Below are 19,102 nucleotides of genomic sequence, written 5' to 3' on the forward strand. Positions count from 1 at the left end.
AGGCCGCGGTCGTATTGCATCGTCTCGCCGTCGCCGGTCCGGTCGTCGCGAAAGACGATCTTCACGCCCTTGTTGAGAAAGGCCAGTTCCTGCAAGCGGCGGTGGAGCACGTTGTACTCGAACTTGGTGCTAGGGAAGACCTGCGAGTCGGGCTTGAAGGTGATCTTCGTGCCGGTTTTCTCGGCGCGGCCCAAGCGGTGGACGGGACCGTTGGGACGGCCGCGGCTGTACTCTTGCTGATACACGTGCCCCTCGCGGCGGACTTCGACCTCGCACCATTCCGAGAGGAAGTTGACGACCTTCGATCCCATGCCGTGCAAACCGCCCGAAGTCTTGTAGGCTTGCTTGTCGAATTTGCCACCGAATTTGAGGACCGTCATCACGGCTTCGAGCGTCGAGATGTCGTTGCCCAGCTTCTCGCTCAGTTGCGGGTGCCGCTCGACGGGGATGCCGCGGCCGTCGTCGGCCACGACCACCGAGCCGTCCACGTTGATCGTGACGGTGACTTCCTTCGCATGGCCGGCCATCGCTTCGTCGATCGCGTTATCGACGAGTTCGCTGACGAGGTGGTGCAAGCCGCGTGGTCCGTTGTCGCCGATGTACAGGCCGATCCGCTGGCGAACATGCTCCAGGTCGGAGAGATACTTCATCTGGTCCGCGCCGTACGCGCCTTCGACCGTCTCCCGCTCGGTCTCGGCCATGTTCTGGTCGGCGGACGAGGGAAGCTTGTTGGCGGGCGTCTGCGGAGGAGATCCGCCCGTGGGTTGAATCGGATCGTCGGTCATGGATAAGCCTTTTATATTTGTGCGAGTTTGTCCCCAGGAAACCTGATGTGACGAAAGCACCCTCACCCCGGCCCTCTCCCGAAGGGAGAGGGAGAGAATCGAGCGCTCGTCATTGATCTGCAATCGGCCCGACGCGGAAGCGAAGGTTCAAGAGCTTCTCGTCGGGCAGGAGTTGTTGTAGTTTCGCCAGTAGGGCTGATTTCTGGAATGTCAGTTCTTGCATCAACGTTGAATTGGCCACGAGCACTTCGAGCGCCCCGCGGCGGATGGCGCCGGCGCGCGTGCAGCGGCCGATCGCGGCGCCGGCGGCAGCTTGCCACGCCTCGCCGTAGGCCGCCGCCGATTGCTCGCGAGCATAACCGCGGCGCGCCATGAGCTGCGCCATGATGTCGGCAATCGGTTTCGGCCGTCCTTTGTTCATGCCCTACCGTTCCTTGGCGCCTTGGCGGTTCCATCCCTTGATCGGTTCACCGATCGCGGGCCAGCGGCATGATCACGTAGCCGTAGCCGTCGTCGGTGTGGCAGACGGCGGCGCTGGCGGCATCCTTCAATTCCAGCGTGAACGTCTTCTCCGGATCGAGCACCTTGAGGAAATCGCTCAGGTAACGTGGATCGAGCATGATCGAGACGCTTGGTCCCTGATAACTGACCGGCAATTCGACGTGCGATTGGCCGACCTCCGCCGCGCGGGCCGCGAGTGTGCAAAGCCCTTCGGAAAACGTGAAATCCACGCCGCGACTCTCCTCGCTGGTGACGACCGCGGCCTGCCGGACCGCCGCGAAAAACGGCCCGACCGGCAACTCGATCTTCTGCACGTCCTGCCGTTGCGGAAAGACATCGCGCCACTTCGGGAAACGCCCTTCGACCAGCCGCGAGTAGATCGTCACTCGTGGGCTGCGAACCAGCACGTCGTTCGCCCGGGCGGCGATCTGCACCTGCTCATCGGCATCCGTGAACGCCCGCTCCATGAGCTGCATGGCACGGGCGGGGACGATCGTCATCATGTCGGCATTTTGATGCCCGCCGACGCTTTGGGCAGGGCCTTCCATCTTGGCCAACCGACGGCCATCCGTTCCAACGGCGGTGATCCGTTTTTCGACCATCTCGATGAGCACGCCGCCCAGCGCGTAGCGGCTCGATTCATTGTCGGTGGCAAAGATCGTGCGGCGAATGAGTTCGCGGAACAGCCGGGCGGCCGCCTCGTGGTACTTCCCGTCGGTGAATGTAGCAACGCTCGGAAATTCGTCGGGGTTCTCGGCCGGGAGCTGAAATTCGCTCCGCTCGCCTTTGATGACCGTGCCTTTCGCTGTGGTGTCGATCATCAGCTTCGTGTCGCCGCCGCTCTCACGGAGAATGGATCCGACGCGACCGATCGGCAACAGCGCGCTGCCCGGCGCCTCGACCTCGATGCCGGCGACTTTGATGCGGATGCCGACCTCAAGATCGGTTGCCAAGAGAACGACCGATTCTTTTGTGGCTTCGATCTTCACATTCTGGAGGACCGGCTTGGGACTGCGCGACGGGGCGACGGCCGCGGCCGTTTGGAACGCCGAGAGGAGTTGTTCGCGATCACAAATGAGTTTCATCGTGGACGCCTTTCCGGGACTGGCTTTCTTTCTATGTAATGTGATTTCTTTATACAGCAGTATTAGAAGAGAGGCGGGGCCAATTGTCGATTACCCCGGCGATGACTTTGCAAAGGGCCGAATTTTAGCGGTAAGACGATGAAAGTGGCTCCGATTTCGAGTCTGGAAAACATGTCGATCGGATGTCGGCTCGATGGTGATTGGGCGTTGGTCGGCAGAGTCGGTTTTTGCCGCGGCGGTTGATCGTGTTCGTCGGTGTCTGCCAATGAGGGATTCTCGACAGCTTGCCGACAGGTTTTCCACAGGTGATTTTCAAACTCATGCACTGGCGATTCGTTTGCGGATATCGGATACGGCGCGGCGCGTGGTTGGGTCGGTGCGGACACGAGCCTCGATCGAGCGAAAGCTGTGCAGCACCGTCGTATGGTCCCGGCCACCGAAATATGCGCCAATCTGCTCAAGGCTTTTGCCGGTGAGTTGGCGGGCAAGAAAAACGGCGATCGCTCGAGCCTGCACGACCGCGCGGCGACGCGAGGCACTGGTCAAATCGCTGATCCGCAAGCAGAAGTATTTGGCTGATAGCCCGGCGATCGTCCGCAGGCTAGGGCGGAGCCGAACTTGCCGTTCGGCGAGGAACCGCCGCACCCGCTTGACGTCGATCGACGTTTGCTCGACTTCGGCTTGCATCTGCAGCTCGGCCAACGCGCCAGACAACTCTGGGGCCGTGGCGCTCAGGCCGTCGGCCAGGGTGCGCGCGGCCGATTCGGGGATTGCGATTCGCCGTAGGGCCGCGAACCTCTCAACAAGGGCCAGCCGCGCGGCGGCCGCCGGGGGAGCAAGCGACACCGCCAGCCCGGCCGACAGGCGGCCCCGCAGCCCGGCGGCCAGCGCGCTCATTTGCTCGGGGGCGGTGCGCGACGCGATGACGACTTGCCCGCCGGCGGCGATGATCGCTTCCAATGTATGGATCAACTCTTGTTGCGCTACGCGCTTGGTGGCCAATTGAGTCAGCTCATCGAGGATGAACAGCGACGCGCCGCGAAATCGCGAGCGAAATCGGGCGGTCGTCCGGCCTTCGATCGCTTCGTGGAGGAGCCGGGCAAAATCGGCCCCAGTCGTAAAGACGACTTCGCCCGCCGAGCCATTTCGCAACATTCGCTTGGCCGCTAGGCCGCGGGCGATGTGCGACTTGCCGGTGCCCGGCGGGCCATAAATGACGAGCGGATTGTAGCGCGGCTCGTTCTCGTCGAGCAGCGCGGCGACCGCCACCCCGAGCAAGCGGTTCTCGGGACCGGCGAGAAACTCGCAGCTCGCTCGGTCGCCGCTTCTGGCTCGATCGCCACTGCTGGCGCGATTGGCGCTCGGCGGCGCGGATCGCGGCTCAGCGGCGAGCGATATACTCCCCGAATCGGCATCCGCCAGCGGCAGATCGGCAACGAGCGGAATGGAAAAAACGCGATCGACCACTGCGGCTCCGTCCACGACAAATGATGAACTGCCTGATGCGGCAAGACGGCTGGAACGAAACCAAGATTATAGCGGTTTCGGGCCGATTCAGCGAGCAGACAAACGCGATTTTTTGAGGTTATTTGTCCGTCGTAAGTCGCAGTATTGCAGCATCTTAGACGAACGAAAGTTAGGTGCTCTATTTCCGCGTTCTCAGACCAATCGTCGATGATCTCGCGCTCCATGAAGCACGCGCAGAATTTGGACTCCGTCGAGAACCGGACGGTTGTAAATGGCATAATTGACATGAACGTGCCGCCGCGCATCGCCGAAACGACGGGATTTCACGCGTTCACCGAGTTCGGGACGAGTCGAAAGCGATTTGAACAACGTGTCTCTGCCAGCCAATGTTGAGACGCGGTGAGGCTATCGCGGGCAATATGCCGCGAAATTTGATCCAGATCGTCAACGGCTTCGGGCGTTCGAAGCGCGGTGCGCGTCACTGACTACCGTGCCCTTCGGCAGCCGCTTGACGAGCCGAGGCGCGTAGACGTGACCAATCTGCGTCCGTCATCGGCTGACAGAGCCCTGCATCCGCTGATCTGATCGCTTGTTCGACGCGATCCATGTGCTCGTCGGGAATAAAGGGAATCTGTTCGTTCTTTTCGCGGAGCGCGACGACCGCGGCCTCCAGGGCGCTTCCTTGGAAGGAAACAATCCTGTGGCGACGACCTGATCGAGATACTGCTCGCTCTGTGAGGAGAGTCCGTTTGCCATGCAATCATCATAATCGGTCGCGAGGAGACCGACAACGGAATCCTTCCAGCACGTTCGAGATTCGGTCGATTGCTTCATCAATCATTTCCGTTGTCGTAGTTGCGCCCAAGCTGAAGCGGATACTGCTGCCGACGAGTTCGTCGGAGAGGCCCATGGCCACTAAGGTTGGCGAGGGTTCGCTTGAGCCGCTGGCGCATGCGCTGCCGGTCGAGCATGCAACTCCGGCCAGGTCGAGCGCCATGACGAGCGCCTGCCGATCGAGACCGGGGAAAGCAATGCACGTGGTGTTCGGCAAGCGCGGCGCGGCGGCGCCGTGGATGACGGCCGAAGGCCAGGCTGTGAGGAGCGATTGCTCGAGGCGGTCGCGCAGCAAGGTCATACGCTCGCAGCGATCTGTTTGCTCGCGGGCGAATATGCGCAGGGCCGCGTGCATACCGACCGCCAGCGTGACCGGCTCAGTGCCGGGGCGCAGGCCCTGCTGCTGGAAACCGCCGAACAAGAGCGGATTGAGTTGCACTCCGCCATGAAGTATGAGCGCCCCGATGCCGCGCGGTCCGTGAAACTTGTGCGCGGCCACGGTCATCGCGGCGACGCCCAGTTCGCGGAAATGCACGGGCACCTTGCCGACCGCCTGCACCGCGTCGGTGTGCAGCGGCACGCCAGCGGCGTGAGCCAGCGCCGCCAATTCGCGGATCGGCTGAATCACGCCCGTCTCGTTGTTCGCGAGCATGACGCTGGCCACCAAGGGAAAAAAGGGGGACATTCCACTTTTTTCAGAGTTGGATCGCGCCGCTGTTGGTCCAGTCTTAAAAAGTAGAATGTCCCCTTTTTCGCAGACGCCGTCTCGCGAGACCGGCAAGCGATTCAGATGCCAGCCTCGGCGCGATAAGAACTCCGCCGGCTGTGAAATGCTCGGATGCTCGATTGACGAGATGATGATCCGGGCGGGCGCGGCGGATAAAGCTCCCGTCAGACCGAACAGCGCCAAATTGTTTGCCTCGGTGCCGCCGCTGGTGAAGATCAGGCGGTCTGGTTCGCGGCCGCTCAAATCGGCCCCGAGGTTTTCGGCGATCCCCTCGCGGGCGTCTTCGAGCAACTGCCGAGCGCGGCGGCCGAGTTGATGCTGGCTCTCCGGGTTGGCGAAGCCGGCCGACTGACATTCGGCCATCGCATCGGCCACCTCGGGCAAGAGCGGCGTCGTGGCGTTGTGATCCAGGTAGATGGGCTGCATGGGAGCATTATAGACTTCACGGCCCGCGCGGCGCGCGACTGGTTCCGCAAGTGTGCTCCTCACGCTCCGCGTGAGGCGATTCTTTACGCGGAACGTGAAGACTACACTGCGAGAGAATCGAATAGCTCGAAGCGGGCTTGGCGGGCAATCGGGGCGTAGGCCGGATTCAGCGTGAACAGCGAGGCTTTGCCGCTGACGGCATGCGCCGCGATGAGCGCCTCGACCGCCGAGCAGGCGATGCGCTTGGCGCGGCAGGCTTGCGCGAACCGGGCCGCGGAAACGTGAAGGTCTTCACTGGCGAGCAAAATCGGAAACGCGGCCAAGTGTGTTTTCAGGAGTTCGCGCTGCTCCTCACTTCGCACGCCCGCGAGCAACTCTTGCCAGACGATGCCCGGGACCGCCAGCGACACGTTCTCGCGCACCATCTGCCGCAGCGCGGCGACCGGCCGCGGGTCGGGCCCGGAGCGCCTTTCATAGGCCAGCGACAAGAGCGACGTTTCGAGGAGGATCATCGCTTGCCTCGCCGGGCCGGCGTATGCTCGCGGCGCTCGTAGTCGATCGTGCCGAAGAGTTTGAGTCCCTGCACGCGCTTGCGGTGGGCGATGAATTCCCGCAGCGCTTCATTCACTGTGGCTTTCTTCGTTTTCTGCCCACCGAGCCGCAGCGCTTCGTTCAAGAGTTTCTCATCGATGCCAAGGTTCGTTGCCATAGCGTATCAGTCACTCGTTTTGTTCTGATATGCCTCGCGGACTGAGCCGCGGCCCAGCACGATAAACGTGAACACTCCGAGGACCGTGCCCAATGGGATGTGCAGGCAATTGAGCGCGGCGACGATCAGCGAGAAGGTGCGATGCCTCTTGTGCCGCAGGAAGTAGCCCGAAAATATATTCAAAACGCCGACGACGGCCCAGACGATCGCCAGCACCGTGAAGAATTTCATCATCCCGTGCATCATGGCGCTCATGTCGGGCACGAATGGGCCGTTTTGCCCACGTGCGGCGGCGTTCTTCTCGAAATCGGCAAACATCTTTTCCATGAAGGGACCGAAGAACGTGGATTGAACGATGGCCCATGCTCCGCCGAAAAGATTCAGCCCGCCCAAGACAAAGTGCAGGATTGACAATGTCTTAAGGTGGTCGTCGTCGGCGCGGTGCTGCGGGTCGCTGAAGGGCGGGATTGAATTCATGGCGATTCGTCTGGCGTGGCTGCCGGCGCGGACTCGGCTGAAAATTCGAGGACGACGGTGGCCGGATCGTGGCCGGCCAGCAGCCGCTTGACCTCCAATCTAACTCCGTACGGCAACAATTGCACCGGCTTGATCCGTGCGGCCGGTCCGGAAATTTGGAGCACCGTCAGCCGGGGAGCTTCCGCGAACGGAGGACAAAAGGCGACGTGCAAAGTCGCGTTCCGCTCGGTCGGCTCGAATTCCGTCCTAAGCCAGCCTTGCATCCGGTCGAGCCCCGCGGCCGAGCGAGTGCGAACCAGTTGCTGCACGACGTCGCTGGTCGCCACCGGTGGAGGCAATCGTGGCAGCGACGGCTGCGCCAACTGCAGGTCGCGGATTTGCGAAGCATTCGGTGCTGCTGGCATATCGTGTCTCGCGGACGGCGGCACGGCGGCGCGAATTGCTGTCGATTCCTGCCAGCTCCAAGTCTCTTCGGCAACGATCGCAAGCCAGAGAATCGTCAGCCCGGTCGGCGAACTGCCGGGCAGCGAGATGGCGATCGCCAAGGCGACGAGCGCGCCTCCAGGCAACCAGCGGACAACCGCCGACATGCCGCGATTCGGCGAGCCAGCAAGTCGGCGCGAGCCGGCCGCCGCGATAGCCGCGATCAGACCGGTTGAGGCCAAAGAAATTGGCGGGAGCGGCTCGCTCAATCCGCCCGCCACGCGACGAGCGGACAGCACCAGCGCCGCGATCACCAGCGCAACGATCAAGATCGCCCCGAACAGGTTGGCGAGCCGCAACGAAATCCGATCGGGCAGGGGCGAGTTTCGCGGCGCGAGACGAATCGAAGGGGCTTCCATGCGCGACTCCCGAGCGGAACGAACGTGTGGCACTGGCTAGGGCCAGTGTACTACTCACGCTCCGTGTGAGAAAGCAGTCCTCCCGGCGGAGCGCAAGGACTGCACTCGTCAGCCAATCGCGGCGCTCAAGCTGGCATTGAGGCCGGCCGCTTCGGCGAGTTCCGCGGCTCGCGAGGTGCTTTCCCAAGTGAATTCGGGTTCGCTGCGGCCGAAGTGCCCGCCCGCGGCGGTCAGCCGATAAATGGGCCGACGCAGATCGAGATACTTGATGATCCCGCCGGGGGAAAGCGGGAACAGGTCTTTCACCAACTCGCAAATCCGCGAGTCTTCGATGCGACCTGTCCCATCGGAATCGACATTGACGCTCACGGGTTGCGAAACGCCGATCGCGTAGGCCAATTGCAGCTCGCAACGATCGGCGAGGCCAGCGGCGACGATGTTCTTCGCCACGTGCCGGGCCATGTAGGCGGCGCTGCGATCGACCTTCGTCGGATCCTTGCCGCTGAATGCGCCGCCGCCGTGCCGGCCCCAGCCGCCGTAGGTATCGACGATGATTTTGCGCCCCGTCAAGCCGCAATCTCCCTGCGGTCCGCCGACGACAAACCGGCCCGTCGGATTGACGTGATAGGTGATATTGCCGTTGACGAGGTCTTCCGGCAAGCAGGGGCGGATGATCTGGTCGATCACGTAGCGGCGAATCTTTTCGTGCGTGACTTGCGGGGCATGCTGCGTCGAGACGACGACCGTATCGACCCGCACCGCCCGCGGCCCGTCGAACTCGACGGTCACCTGGCTCTTGCTGTCGGGACGGAGCCAATCGACCTCTTTCCGCTGGCGCGCTTCGGTGAGCCGCTGGAGGATCCGATGGGCCAGCGCGATCGGCAACGGCATGAGTTCCGGAGTGTCGTTCGTGGCGTAGCCGAACATCAACCCTTGATCGCCGGCGCCGATCTCTTTGCCGGCGCTCGCGTTTTCATTGACCCCTTGGGCGATGTCCGGGCTTTGCTTTCCGACGGCCACCATCACGGCGCAGGTGTCGGCGTTGATGCCCCACTCGTCGTCGACGTAGCCCACGTCGCGGATTGCGCTGCGGACGACCGAGGGATAGTCGATTGTGGCGCGGCTGGTGATTTCGCCGGCGATCATCGCCATGCCGGTGGTGACGAGTGTTTCGCAGGCGACTCGGCTCTGCGGGTCCTGGGCGATCAGGGCGTCGAGGATCCCATCGGAAATCTGATCGGCCAATTTATCGGGATGCCCCATGCTGACCGATTCGCTCGTGAACAAGTATTTTCCGGCTGGCACGAAATGTCTCCTGTCTCGCTCGACTGAAATGGCGGAAAGCGCCCGCGGAAGGCTCGGGAAAGCTGGTAAACCGATATTATACGCGGCAAATGTCGAGGCACGCAACGGTTACAAAAGTATAGGTCAATCGACAGCATGAATTCAGGCTGCACTCCGTCTGAAAGACCGATGAATTATCGCCGCAGAAAGGTCGGCCAAATTGCGTCGCTCACAAAGAGACCTTCGCGGGTGAGTCGCACGCGCTCTCCGTCGTCGGCAAGGAGGCCGAGTGCCACGTGCTTCCCCAACGGCTCGCTGGCCAACGCGTCGAGATCGAAGCCGGTGCGAGCGGCAAACCAGCGGCGATCGATTCCTTCGATGCGGCGCAGGCCGAAGACCAAGAGTTCGCGGGCCCGATCTTCCGGATCGAGTTGCTCGCGCTCGGCGACGGGCGACTGGCCGGCCAACATGCGCTTGAGATAAGTCGTCGTGCTGCGGTGATTGGTTTCGCGCACGCCCGCTACGTAGCGGCTGGCGCCAGGCCCGGCGGCGAAGTATTCATCTCCCGACCAATAAACTTCGTTATGCCGGCAGCGCTTTTCCGGGCGGGCGAAATTCGACACCTCGTAATGCTCGAAGCCGTGCGCCGCGAGCGTGTCGATCGCTTCGGAGTACATGGCACGCTCGGATTCCTCATCCAGTCGAGTCAATTCGCCGTGCAGCAAACGCCGCCAGAAATCGGTCCCACGCTCATAGGTTAGCCCGTAGGTTGAGATATGGTCCGGTTGAAGTTGCAACACGGTCCGCAGATCGGCGCGCCAACCCTCTAGCGATTCGCCCGGAACGCCGAAGATCAGATCGAGCGAAACGGCCAGCCCCGCTTGCCGCAGCAGCCGCATCGATTTCTCGATATCGGGAGCTTGATGGTCGCGATCGAGCAGGCGCAGTTTCCGCGGATCGAACGATTGCGCCCCGAGGCTGACGCGCGTGACGCCATGCTCGGTCAAGATTCGCACCGTCTCGGCGTCGAGATCGGCGGGATTCGCCTCGACGCTGAATTCATGTCCAGCGGCGAGCGGATGCCAGTGGAGCACGGTTTCCAAGAGCCGCTCAAGTTGCCGCCCCTTGAGCTGCGTGGGCGTCCCACCGCCGAAGAAGAGCGTATCGACCTCGCGAGGTTCGCTCAATCCGCTCAATTCGCACTCGATCGCAGTCAGATACGGCTCGACCAGATCATCCCGCCTAGCCACGAGCGTGAAGTTGCAATACCCGCAGCGATGCGCGCAAAACGGAACGTGAATGTAAGCCGACCGTGGCATGGCACGCCCGCCAAACGCGCGCATCTCCTGCTCTTTGCGGTTCGTACTTTGTACTTCGTACTTCATACTTGCTACAGCCATAGCTGTAGTCTTCCGCCGAGCATATCGGGGAGCGCCCGTTCGACCAGCCGGCGAATTCGGCTGTCGATGTAGCGGGTGCTGAAGTGCGAGGCGATGATCATTTCGTTTTCGAACCGCACGCGGCGCTCCACGATATCATCCAGGTGCATGTGACCGTATTTGTGGATTTTGTCCTTTCGATGCGAAGGGGCGACGAACGTCACCTCCGTGATCAAGACGCGGGCCTGATACATGGCCGGGCAGGCGTCCAAGCCCTCGGGCGAGCTGTCGCCGAGATAGGCCAAGAGCGGAATCCGCACTTCTTCCGTCACCTCGGTCCCACCCAGCCGCAGATCGCGAATCTGATCGCTCGCCAGGCCGTGAAACTCGGGCTTCAGCTTCCGCCGCCGGTCCCAAACGACGAACCCCAGCGAAGGAATCGTGTGCCGCGTCGCCGATACGGTCACCACATGCTCGCGCGACAACTCGATCTCGTCGCCCGGTCGCAGGGGCAGCAGCCGGCACGGCATCCGCCCTCGATCCAGCCGCGTGAACAGCTTGAGAATCTTCTCGACGTGCTCGATCGTCGATTCGGGTAAATAAATCGTCGGCGGCTCCATCTTCATCATCCGCCGCCGCGCGACGTAGACCGGCAGCGCCGCCACGTGATCCAGATGCGTATGCGAGACGAACCAGGTGCTCGTGCCCATGAACGACCAGGGCTGGGCGCCGAAGTCGAAGCCGATCTTCAGCTCCGGGATCCGCCAATAGGTCTGCACCGCCGCGCGCGAATACCCCTCGATCGTCAGGCCCTTGTGAACGATCGTGCGCACCGGCGAATTGTCGACCATCCCGCCGCTCATGAAGCGATCCCTGATCCTGAATTGGATCAGTCAGTGTATCTTTGCAGCGCGCGACGGGACAGTGGCGGGCGGCGAACCGCAGGTTGGCAGCCGACCGCTATTTCTTCTTCATGTCCCTGAACGGGGGCGGCTCGGCAAGGGTGAAGAGAACGACTTCCTCGCCGGTTGATGTGCTGATGTCGTGGTGCAGGCTCACCACCTTGACGCCGGTCGCGTCCTCGATCATGGCCTCCATCACCGGCCGCGCCGTTTCGATCAGATGGGTTCGCACTTGCTTGAGCAGGTCCCTCCCCTTCGCGGACGGGAGCGACTTGACCAGGTGCTGCTCGGCGGCGGTCAAAACGCCCTGCAATCGGACGACGAGCAGATCGCCCAACAGATGAGCATGGATGCTCTTGGGTCCCCGACCCATATAATCCTGTTCGAAGCGATTGATCCCCTCGCAGATGACGGCTTCAATTTCTCCTTGTGATTTCATCACGGTCTCGAACGCGCTCCGATTCATTTTTACGCGCCAAGGGAGACAAAGGCCCGCACACCTGCCAATCGAACAGGAGTGCGTTTCGCCGCGGCAACCATGACCATATCATAGCAAATGCATGTTAGCGGCGATAACCCAGTTGCGTTCCCGGTCCTGCGCTGTACAATAAAAGGGTCAGCGGAGTTGCGATGAGTTGGACTGCGGAGCCGCTGACGCAGCAGTGAAATATCTCGGATGACTACATAAAGAGCAACCCGGAACGCCGGGAGGCTCGTTAACGAGTAAGCCGACGTGGTCGAACACCTACGGGTTTTCGGCCACGTCGGTTTTTTTTGGCAATCGGCCGTGTTGGGCAGTCGTGGTCAACGGCGATCCAAGACCGCAATCGCGCCGGCGATGGAAATCGTGAATCAATAAAGTTCGATTCGGAACCGTTTCAAAGAAAGAGAATTGTGCCGTGTATCAAAGCAATAGCATCAAGAATTCCGATCCCAAGATCATTCAGTTCATCACGCAAAAGTTGACGTCCTGCGGAATTCGCGCTCCGTCGCGAGTCGTCGTCTCCTCGGTGAACGGCCAGGTGACGTTGACCGGGTCCGTTCAATTTGCGCACCAGCGACAAGCGGTCCTTCATGCGACGCGGGGTGTGGACGGCGTACGGCGCGTGATCGACTCGCTGAAGCTGATTGCAACTCCCGGCCGGCATTGAACAAAATTCGACCTGGCAATCGGCCGACTGCGATCGCAATATCCCAATGGAGAGATTCGCGATCCATTGAATTGCAGGGAGGGGACATGGGATTGTTCGAGCGGATTTCGCCGCAACGGGATTACGTTTGGGCAAGCCGAGCGGCTGCCGCGATTGCGAGCAGCCGACGGAAAACAAATGCCGCCACGCCAATCGACAAGGAAGATTTTGAGATGTCTCTGCCCGGCGCGTGGCAAGAGCAACCGGCCGAGAATGGTTGCGAGTTCGTGAATCGAGCCACCGGCGAGCTGTTGATCGTTTCCGTTCTTCGTAACCACGAGTTGGCCGGAGTCGCCGAGCTACGTCCTTCGATCGAGCGACTCGACGCCGACCGACGCAAAAAAATCGAGACCGTATCAGAAAGCCAGGCGATACTTAGCGACACGCACTTCCGAGGAACCGATCGCGACATCGACGCACGTTTTGATGGTCACGATCCCCAGAACGGCATCCGTTTTAGCGTCGCAATCCGGGGCTGCGCCAACAAGATCCTCACGTTGTCGCTGTACCGCGATTCTCTCGCGGAATTGGCCATGCCGTTCACGGTCTATGCCAGCTTGATCTTCAATCTACTCAAAGTGAAGAATGGATAATGGTCGCGAGCCGCATCGAAGACGAAGACGACCTGTTGCTCAATTGCAGGTTTATTCGAAGTGAATGTCGAGCAGCATACAGCGACTAACAAGTCCGCCGGGGATTTCCGCGCCATTGCTCAGGCGTCAAAGCCGTCATCGCGGCACACCGGCAACCATGCAACGCAATTGGAATTCCGCTTGTGTTACCAGCCCAAACGCTGTAGAATAAGGGCAGTCAGTGGGAGCCGACGTCGTTAAAGCGCGGAGCCGCTGTCTTACAATCGTCGGATGACTAAATAAAGAGCAACCCGGAATGCCGGGAGGCTCGTTAACGAGTAAGCCGACGTGGCCGAGCACCTTCGGGTTTTCGGCCACGTCGGCTTTTTTTGTGACTATCGGCGGCGTCAGGCCGCCGCGATCATCGGGAATGCCTGCGTTTGATCCTAATCCAAGCAAAGGGAGCGGAAGACCATGGGAAGTACAGAGCTAATCATCTTGATCGTCGTTTTGGTCCTGCTGTTCGGCGGGGGCGGCGGCTACTATTGGAGCCGCGGGCGTCGGTGAAGCGACACGTTGGATGCTTGTTATGAGGCGCGCGGCGGCGGGCTCCCGCATGGCTTAATCGCGGCCTGCGAACGTGGACGAGTTGAGAACGCGATATTCGGAAGACTAGATAAAGAGTAGCCCGGAATGCCGGGAGGCTCGTTAACGAGTAGGCCGACGTGGTTGGATACCCTAGGGTGTTCAGCGACGTCGGCTTTTTTGGTCCTTTCCCGCGGTGGGCGGTTAAGAGCCTATCCGAGAACCACCTGGGCAAAGGGGACAGTCCCCGTTTTGCTCCGCAGACTGCGCAAAAAGGGGACAGTCCCCGGCGGTTCTCGGATTGGCTCTGAAGGTCGAATGAGGCATGCTGATCCACGTTGGCCATGAAATTGCGTTCGTCTTTCCGGAGCCAACGGCGCTCGTCGTGATGCTCTATTTGCATCCCTCGCGCGGTCCGACGGTCAAGAAGCCCGAGCGTCTGGAGGTGGACCCGGCGGCGTCGATTTGGGAGTACATCGACTCCTATGGCAATCGCTGCGGCCGCGTTTTCGTGCCGGCAGGACGGGTCGTGTTTCGCAACGACGCGATCGTCGCGGATTGCGGCCTGCCCGATTTGCAGGTGTGGAATGCGCCGCAACTCAACGTGCAGGATTTGCCGCCCGAGGTCCTCCTGTTTCTGCTGGCCAGCCGTTATTGCGAGGTGGACAGCGAGCTGAAGGACATCGCCTGGACGCTTTTTGGCCGAATCACTCCCGGCTGGCCTCGCGTCAAGGCGATCTGCGATTTCGTTCACCAACATATTCGCTTCGACTATTCGCAAGCGCAAGCCAATCGAACGGCATTGGGCATTTACCGAGAGCGGGCAGGCGTCTGCCGCGACTACATGCACTTGGCCATCACCTTCTGCCGCTGCCTGAACATCCCGGCCCGCTACTGCACCGGTTATCTGGGCGACATCGGTGTGCCCGTAGCTCCTTACCCGATGGATTTCAGCGCGTGGTTCGAAGCGTACTTAGGCGGACAATGGTACGCCTTCGATGCCCGCAACAAGGTCCCGCGCATTGGCCGAGTGCTGATGGCCCGCGGCCGCGATGCGGCGGACGTGGCAATGACCACGACGTTCGGCGTCAATCAACTTCAATCCTTCCAAGTTTGGACGGATGAAGTGCAAGAAGATTCCCTGAGGCGGCCGTTGCGATCCGTTGTGGGAGGCTGGTGACCATGACCTATTGCCTGGGGATTATGACGCACGAGGGTCTGGTTTTAGCGTCCGACTCGCGGACCAACGCGGGCTCCGACGACGTGAGCGTTTACCCCAAGATGCACAGATTCGTTCAGCCTGGGGAATGCGCCTTCGTTCTCCTTTGCAGCGGCAGTCTATCGCTGTCGCAGTCGGTGGTTACGCTGCTTCGCCGAGACTTCGACAATGGAACGGGACTGGCCGCGGCCTCGACCATGTACGACGCCGCGCGGGTGGTCGGCAAACAGGTCCGTGCCGTCTCGGAACTCGACCGGCCCGCCCTGGAACGCGACGGTTACCGGTACAACATCCACTTTATTCTGGGTGGGCAGATCCGCGGCGAGCGCCATGGCTTATACCTTGTCTATCCCCAGGGCAACCCGCAAGCGGCGGCGGAAGAATCGCCCTATTTGCAGATCGGCGAATTCAAGTACGGCCGGCCGATTCTTGATCGCGGCATCCGCTATTCGAGCACATCGCTCGACGAGGCAGCCAAGTACGCTCTGATTTCGCTCGATTCGACCATGCGCTCGAACGTGACGGTCGGGCCGCCGATCGATCTGACCGTGTACTCCGCCAACGATTTCCAAATCAAGCGCTGCCGCCGGTTTGCCGCGGACGACCCCGATTTGAGGACGATCCGCGTGCAATGGGAGCAAGCGCTCCGCCGCGCGATGCTGGAAATGCCAGAGGTGCAGTTCGAATGTGCGAAGCCCGCCGTTCTGGAACAACGGGCGGCGACCTCGTGAAGCCGGGTAAGATCGAGTGAGGAAACCATGGAAAGCAAAGATCGTTCGGCCAAACAGCCGTGGATGTTGACTCTCGCGGCGATTGCCGTCGTCATCGCGGCCCTGTACCTGGCTAAGGACGTGCTCGTTCCATTGACGCTGGCCATGCTGTTGAGTTTCTTGCTGAGTCCCATCTGCGATTGGCTTGAGCGGCGCGGGCTGGCCCGCGTCCCGGCAGTGCTGGTTACGGCTCTCACATGCTTTTTGGTCTTGGGGCTCGTGATCTGGACGGCCGTCGTTCAATTGACCGACTTGGCGCCCAAACTGCCTGAATACCAAAGCAATATCGAGGTCAAGCTCCACTCGGTAAACGACCGCGTGAGCGCCGCCCTCAGCCGAGCAACGCATGCAGCCCAGGAGTTCGCGCAATACAAGCACGCCGACGGTCCGCAAGGAACCAGCGACCGACCATTCTCAGTTCGCCTGATTTCATCTCCGCCAAGTGCAATGGATGTCATCAGCGGAATGTTTGGAACGCTGATCGGAGTGCTCGGAGCGATTGGTGTCGTAGCCGTCCTTGTCGTGTTTTTCCTCATCCGGCGCGACGATTTGCGCGATCGATTCATTCGCTTGGTGGGCGGTGGCCAATTGACTCAGACCACGCGCGTGTTGGAAGACGCGGCCGCGCGAGTCAGCCGATACCTGTTGATGCAATTGATCGTCAACTCCAGTCTTGGCGCGCTGGTCGCTATTGGGCTTTACCTAATCGGCGTGCCTAATGCGGTCCTGTGGGGAATTGTCGCGACGGCGCTGCGGTTCATCCCATATATCGGTGTGTGGATCGCCGCGGCTGTGCCCATCGGCCTTTCGCTGGCGATCTCAGACAATTGGCTCGCGCCCATCCTGACCTTCGCGCTGTTTTTGGTTTTGGAACTACTGGTTAGTAACGTCCTGGAGCCCTGGCTCTATGGCAAGCACACGGGGGTCTCGCCGGTGGCGGTTCTCGTCGCCGCGGTTGCTTGGACGTGGTTGTGGGGAATCCCAGGACTGCTTCTCGCGACCCCGCTGACCGTATGCCTGTTGGTCATTGGAAAGCACGTTCCGCAATTATCTTTCTTGACCATCCTGCTGGGCGACGAACCGGTCTTCGAAACCAAGACTCGCGTTTATCAACGATTGCTCGCCGGCGATCAAGAAGAAGCCGTCGAGTTGTTGGAAGAGCGTTTGGAGCACGAGCCGTTGGCTCAAATCTACGACGCCGTGCTTATTCCCGCGCTCGCTCTGACTGAAACGCACTGGCTGCGCGGCGAGCTGAACGACGCTCGGCATGCCTTCATCTTTCAAAGCGTGAAGGAGATCATTGAAAGCCTCGGCGAAAGCCAGCGGACGGACCCGTCGCCGATCAAAATCGAACCTCCGGATGAGGCGGATGAAGGTTCGGCTTCTGTCGCCCCGATCAGTTCGTTTTCTGTCGCCCCGATCAGCTCATCGAAGCCTTGCATCCTGTGCATGCCGGCTCGCACCGAGGCAGACGAGATCGCCGGAATGATGCTCGCGCAACTATTGAGGGCCGATGAATGCACGGTGCAATCCGTTTCGATTACGGCAGAGGCCAGCGAAATCGTCGATTTTGTGGAAAAGCATGAAGCGGTCGTGATTTGCATTTCCGCCATGGCGCCGGCCGCCGTCATGCACGCTCGGCACCTTTTCAAGCGCCTTCATCGGGAGTTTCCGGCCGTCCGAATCCTGATCGGGCTATGGGAGGCAGCCGGCGACGTGGACAAGGCCCGAAACCGCATCGGTTCCGGCGCAGCGGCCGAAGTGGTTGCCACGCTGGCAGACGCTCAGGAGCAGGTCCGCCGGATAACCGAATCGCTCGGAGGGGAGCCTAAAGAGCCGGCGCCGCCTGACCACGTGGCGGAACCGGTCCTCCGGCGAGTGTGAACCCAGTCAAAGCACGTAACATTTCGGAAACCACGAAAACCATCAAGGGAGAAGTCCAATGACCACGGCCCGAAAAATCTTTCTATCGACATTCATATTGATCGGACTCACCACGATCATTTGGGCGCTCGCGCATCTCGGACACGGAAACGCTGAAGCGGGAGAGCCGAAACCTCTTCCGACACTGAAGGCGGAGGGGCTCGACGGCCCATTGACGCCTCAAAAAGTGATTCCGATTACCAAATGCGAAACCGTCACGTGGAGGCAGTGGGTAGGTGACGCCAATAGGGGGACCATTTTTGAAATCACGAAGCTTGGGGTCGACGGCAGTGCCTATCTGGTGTTCACGTCAGAGCATGGCGTGTTCGTTATCAAGGAATAGCGCCCAGCCGCCCAGGTTGTGAACCGATGAGTCAAGTCTCTTACCGAGGAGAATCGATCATGAGGATAATCAAATGTCTGTAAAACCTGTGGACGATCATGGTCAGAAAATGCCGGCGCCGGCCGGCCGGGCGATTGGTTTCGTCGATACGCAACTCCAATGCGATGCCGTAACTAAGGCGCTGAGCGCGGCCGGCTTCGCCGAGTCAAGCGTTTTCGTGCTGCACGGCGAAGATGGAATCCAACTGCTGGAACGCTCGGAAAATGATTTCTTCATGGGAGACGCGGAATCGGACGTCATCCAATTTGGAATCGCGGAGATTCGAAACGGGCATTTTGCTCTGGGCATCGAGGCCAACGATCGCGATGAGGCCATACGAGCAACCAACATCGCAACGCAGCATGGCGGGCACCACTTCGGTTACTTTGGCGCATGGGTCAATGAAGGGCTGACGAAATAATGGTCCAATGAAAAAGCTCATCGTGTTCGACCTGGACGGAACACTTGCCGAGAGCAAGTCGTCGCTTGATGCCGAGATGGCAGCACTCTTGGATAAACTGTTTGGTTTTATCAAGGTCGCTGTGATTTCCGGCGGCAGTTGGGCGCAGTTCCAAGAACAGGTGCTCTCTCGCCTTGTCGGTGACGAAAGCTTGAAGAATCTGTCGCTCCTTCCTACGTGTGGTACGCAATTTTACAAATACGACAAAGGCTGGGAAAGGATCTACGCCGAGGATTTTACCGCTGAACAGAAAGAGAAGATTGTCAGTTCGATGAAGAAGGCGATCGAGCTATCGGGCGTGAAGCCCGAGAAGGTTTGGGGAGAAGTGATTGAAGACCGGGGAAGTCAAATCACCTTTTCGGCATTGGGTCAGGAAGCTCCGCTAAACGAAAAAGTGAAATGGGACCCTGATTTCTCCAAACGAAAGAAGATGAAGGCCGTCCTCGACACGTTGATTCCCGAGTTTTCGGTCCGGCTGGGTGGTTCGACGTCGATTGATGTCACGAGGCCCGGCATCGACAAAGCCTACGGGATCAAAAAGCTGCGAGACATTCTTGGGATCGCAATTGAAGAAATGATCTTT

Annotated in this window: 21 protein-coding genes; 8 read left to right on the forward strand and 13 right to left on the reverse strand. The window is 60.4% G+C overall.

Annotated elements, in window-relative coordinates; genetic code table 11:
- From VGY55_16310 to VGY55_16370, 13 genes are all read right to left on the reverse strand, one after another.
- Positions 1-701, reverse strand: a 701-nt coding sequence (locus tag VGY55_16310; protein HEV2971541.1) for an ATP-binding protein, incomplete at its 3' end; no start/stop codon positions are given.
- Between the two features lie 193 nt (positions 702-894).
- A complete protein-coding gene (locus tag VGY55_16315; GenBank protein ID HEV2971542.1) occupies positions 895-1,206 on the reverse strand; it encodes a DciA family protein in 312 nt (103 codons plus the stop codon).
- A 46-nt stretch (positions 1,207-1,252) separates the two neighbouring features.
- Positions 1,253-2,371: a DNA polymerase III subunit beta gene (gene dnaN, locus VGY55_16320; GenBank protein HEV2971543.1), complete on the reverse strand. Its 1,119-nt coding sequence runs from the start codon at positions 2,369-2,371 to the stop codon at positions 1,253-1,255.
- Positions 2,372-2,689: 318 nt separating this feature from the next.
- Positions 2,690-3,838 (reverse strand): DnaA/Hda family protein, encoded by a 1,149-nt coding sequence (locus tag VGY55_16325; protein ID HEV2971544.1) that lies wholly within the window; start codon positions 3,836-3,838, stop codon positions 2,690-2,692.
- Positions 3,839-4,601: 763 nt separating this feature from the next.
- Positions 4,602-5,825 (reverse strand): cysteine desulfurase family protein, encoded by a 1,224-nt coding sequence (locus tag VGY55_16330; protein HEV2971545.1) that lies wholly within the window; start codon positions 5,823-5,825, stop codon positions 4,602-4,604.
- 101 nt (positions 5,826-5,926) lie between these two features.
- Positions 5,927-6,337 (reverse strand): PIN domain-containing protein, encoded by a 411-nt coding sequence (locus VGY55_16335; protein HEV2971546.1) that lies wholly within the window; start codon positions 6,335-6,337, stop codon positions 5,927-5,929.
- The gene (locus tag VGY55_16340) at positions 6,334-6,534 is read right to left on the reverse strand and encodes a type II toxin-antitoxin system VapB family antitoxin (protein ID HEV2971547.1); all 201 of its coding nucleotides are present in this window, start codon (positions 6,532-6,534) and stop codon (positions 6,334-6,336) included. Before VGY55_16340 ends, VGY55_16335 begins: the two co-directional genes overlap by 4 nt.
- A gap of 6 nt (positions 6,535-6,540) precedes the next feature.
- Positions 6,541-7,011: a hypothetical protein gene (locus VGY55_16345; protein HEV2971548.1), complete on the reverse strand. Its 471-nt coding sequence runs from the start codon at positions 7,009-7,011 to the stop codon at positions 6,541-6,543.
- The gene (locus tag VGY55_16350) at positions 7,008-7,853 is read right to left on the reverse strand and encodes a hypothetical protein (protein ID HEV2971549.1); all 846 of its coding nucleotides are present in this window, start codon (positions 7,851-7,853) and stop codon (positions 7,008-7,010) included. The genes VGY55_16345 and VGY55_16350 overlap by 4 nt, the downstream gene beginning before the upstream one ends.
- Before the next feature lie 108 nt (positions 7,854-7,961).
- The gene (gene metK / locus VGY55_16355; protein HEV2971550.1) at positions 7,962-9,158 is read right to left on the reverse strand and encodes a methionine adenosyltransferase; all 1,197 of its coding nucleotides are present in this window, start codon (positions 9,156-9,158) and stop codon (positions 7,962-7,964) included.
- A gap of 173 nt (positions 9,159-9,331) precedes the next feature.
- On the reverse strand, positions 9,332-10,537 hold the full coding sequence (gene hemW, locus VGY55_16360) for a radical SAM family heme chaperone HemW (GenBank protein HEV2971551.1): 1,206 nt from the start codon (positions 10,535-10,537) through the stop codon (positions 9,332-9,334).
- Positions 10,528-11,367: an MBL fold metallo-hydrolase gene (locus tag VGY55_16365; protein ID HEV2971552.1), complete on the reverse strand. Its 840-nt coding sequence runs from the start codon at positions 11,365-11,367 to the stop codon at positions 10,528-10,530. The genes hemW and VGY55_16365 overlap by 10 nt, the downstream gene beginning before the upstream one ends.
- Positions 11,368-11,476: 109 nt before the next feature.
- Positions 11,477-11,884: a DUF2294 domain-containing protein gene (locus VGY55_16370; protein ID HEV2971553.1), complete on the reverse strand. Its 408-nt coding sequence runs from the start codon at positions 11,882-11,884 to the stop codon at positions 11,477-11,479.
- Positions 11,885-12,317: 433 nt separating this feature from the next.
- Between VGY55_16370 and VGY55_16375 the strand changes: the two genes are divergently transcribed.
- From VGY55_16375 to VGY55_16410, 8 genes are all read left to right on the forward strand, one after another.
- Complete coding sequence (locus VGY55_16375; protein ID HEV2971554.1) at positions 12,318-12,569, forward strand: BON domain-containing protein; 252 nt, start codon at positions 12,318-12,320, stop codon at positions 12,567-12,569.
- A gap of 212 nt (positions 12,570-12,781) precedes the next feature.
- A complete protein-coding gene (locus VGY55_16380; protein HEV2971555.1) occupies positions 12,782-13,201 on the forward strand; it encodes a hypothetical protein in 420 nt (139 codons plus the stop codon).
- Between the two features lie 889 nt (positions 13,202-14,090).
- Positions 14,091-14,945, forward strand: coding sequence for a transglutaminase family protein (locus VGY55_16385; GenBank protein ID HEV2971556.1), 855 nt, complete (start codon positions 14,091-14,093; stop codon positions 14,943-14,945).
- 2 nt (positions 14,946-14,947) lie between these two features.
- A complete protein-coding gene (locus VGY55_16390) occupies positions 14,948-15,715 on the forward strand; it encodes a hypothetical protein (protein HEV2971557.1) in 768 nt (255 codons plus the stop codon).
- A gap of 27 nt (positions 15,716-15,742) precedes the next feature.
- A complete protein-coding gene (locus tag VGY55_16395; protein ID HEV2971558.1) occupies positions 15,743-17,638 on the forward strand; it encodes an AI-2E family transporter in 1,896 nt (631 codons plus the stop codon).
- A gap of 58 nt (positions 17,639-17,696) precedes the next feature.
- A complete protein-coding gene (locus VGY55_16400) occupies positions 17,697-18,020 on the forward strand; it encodes a hypothetical protein (protein ID HEV2971559.1) in 324 nt (107 codons plus the stop codon).
- Between the two features lie 73 nt (positions 18,021-18,093).
- Positions 18,094-18,480 (forward strand): hypothetical protein, encoded by a 387-nt coding sequence (locus tag VGY55_16405; protein HEV2971560.1) that lies wholly within the window; start codon positions 18,094-18,096, stop codon positions 18,478-18,480.
- Between the two features lie 7 nt (positions 18,481-18,487).
- Positions 18,488-19,102: HAD-IIB family hydrolase (locus tag VGY55_16410; GenBank protein ID HEV2971561.1), on the forward strand; the 615-nt coding region annotated here is incomplete at its 3' end.

It is taken from the genome of Pirellulales bacterium, from assembly GCA_035939775.1.
Classification (GTDB): domain Bacteria; phylum Planctomycetota; class Planctomycetia; order Pirellulales; family DATAWG01; genus DASZFO01.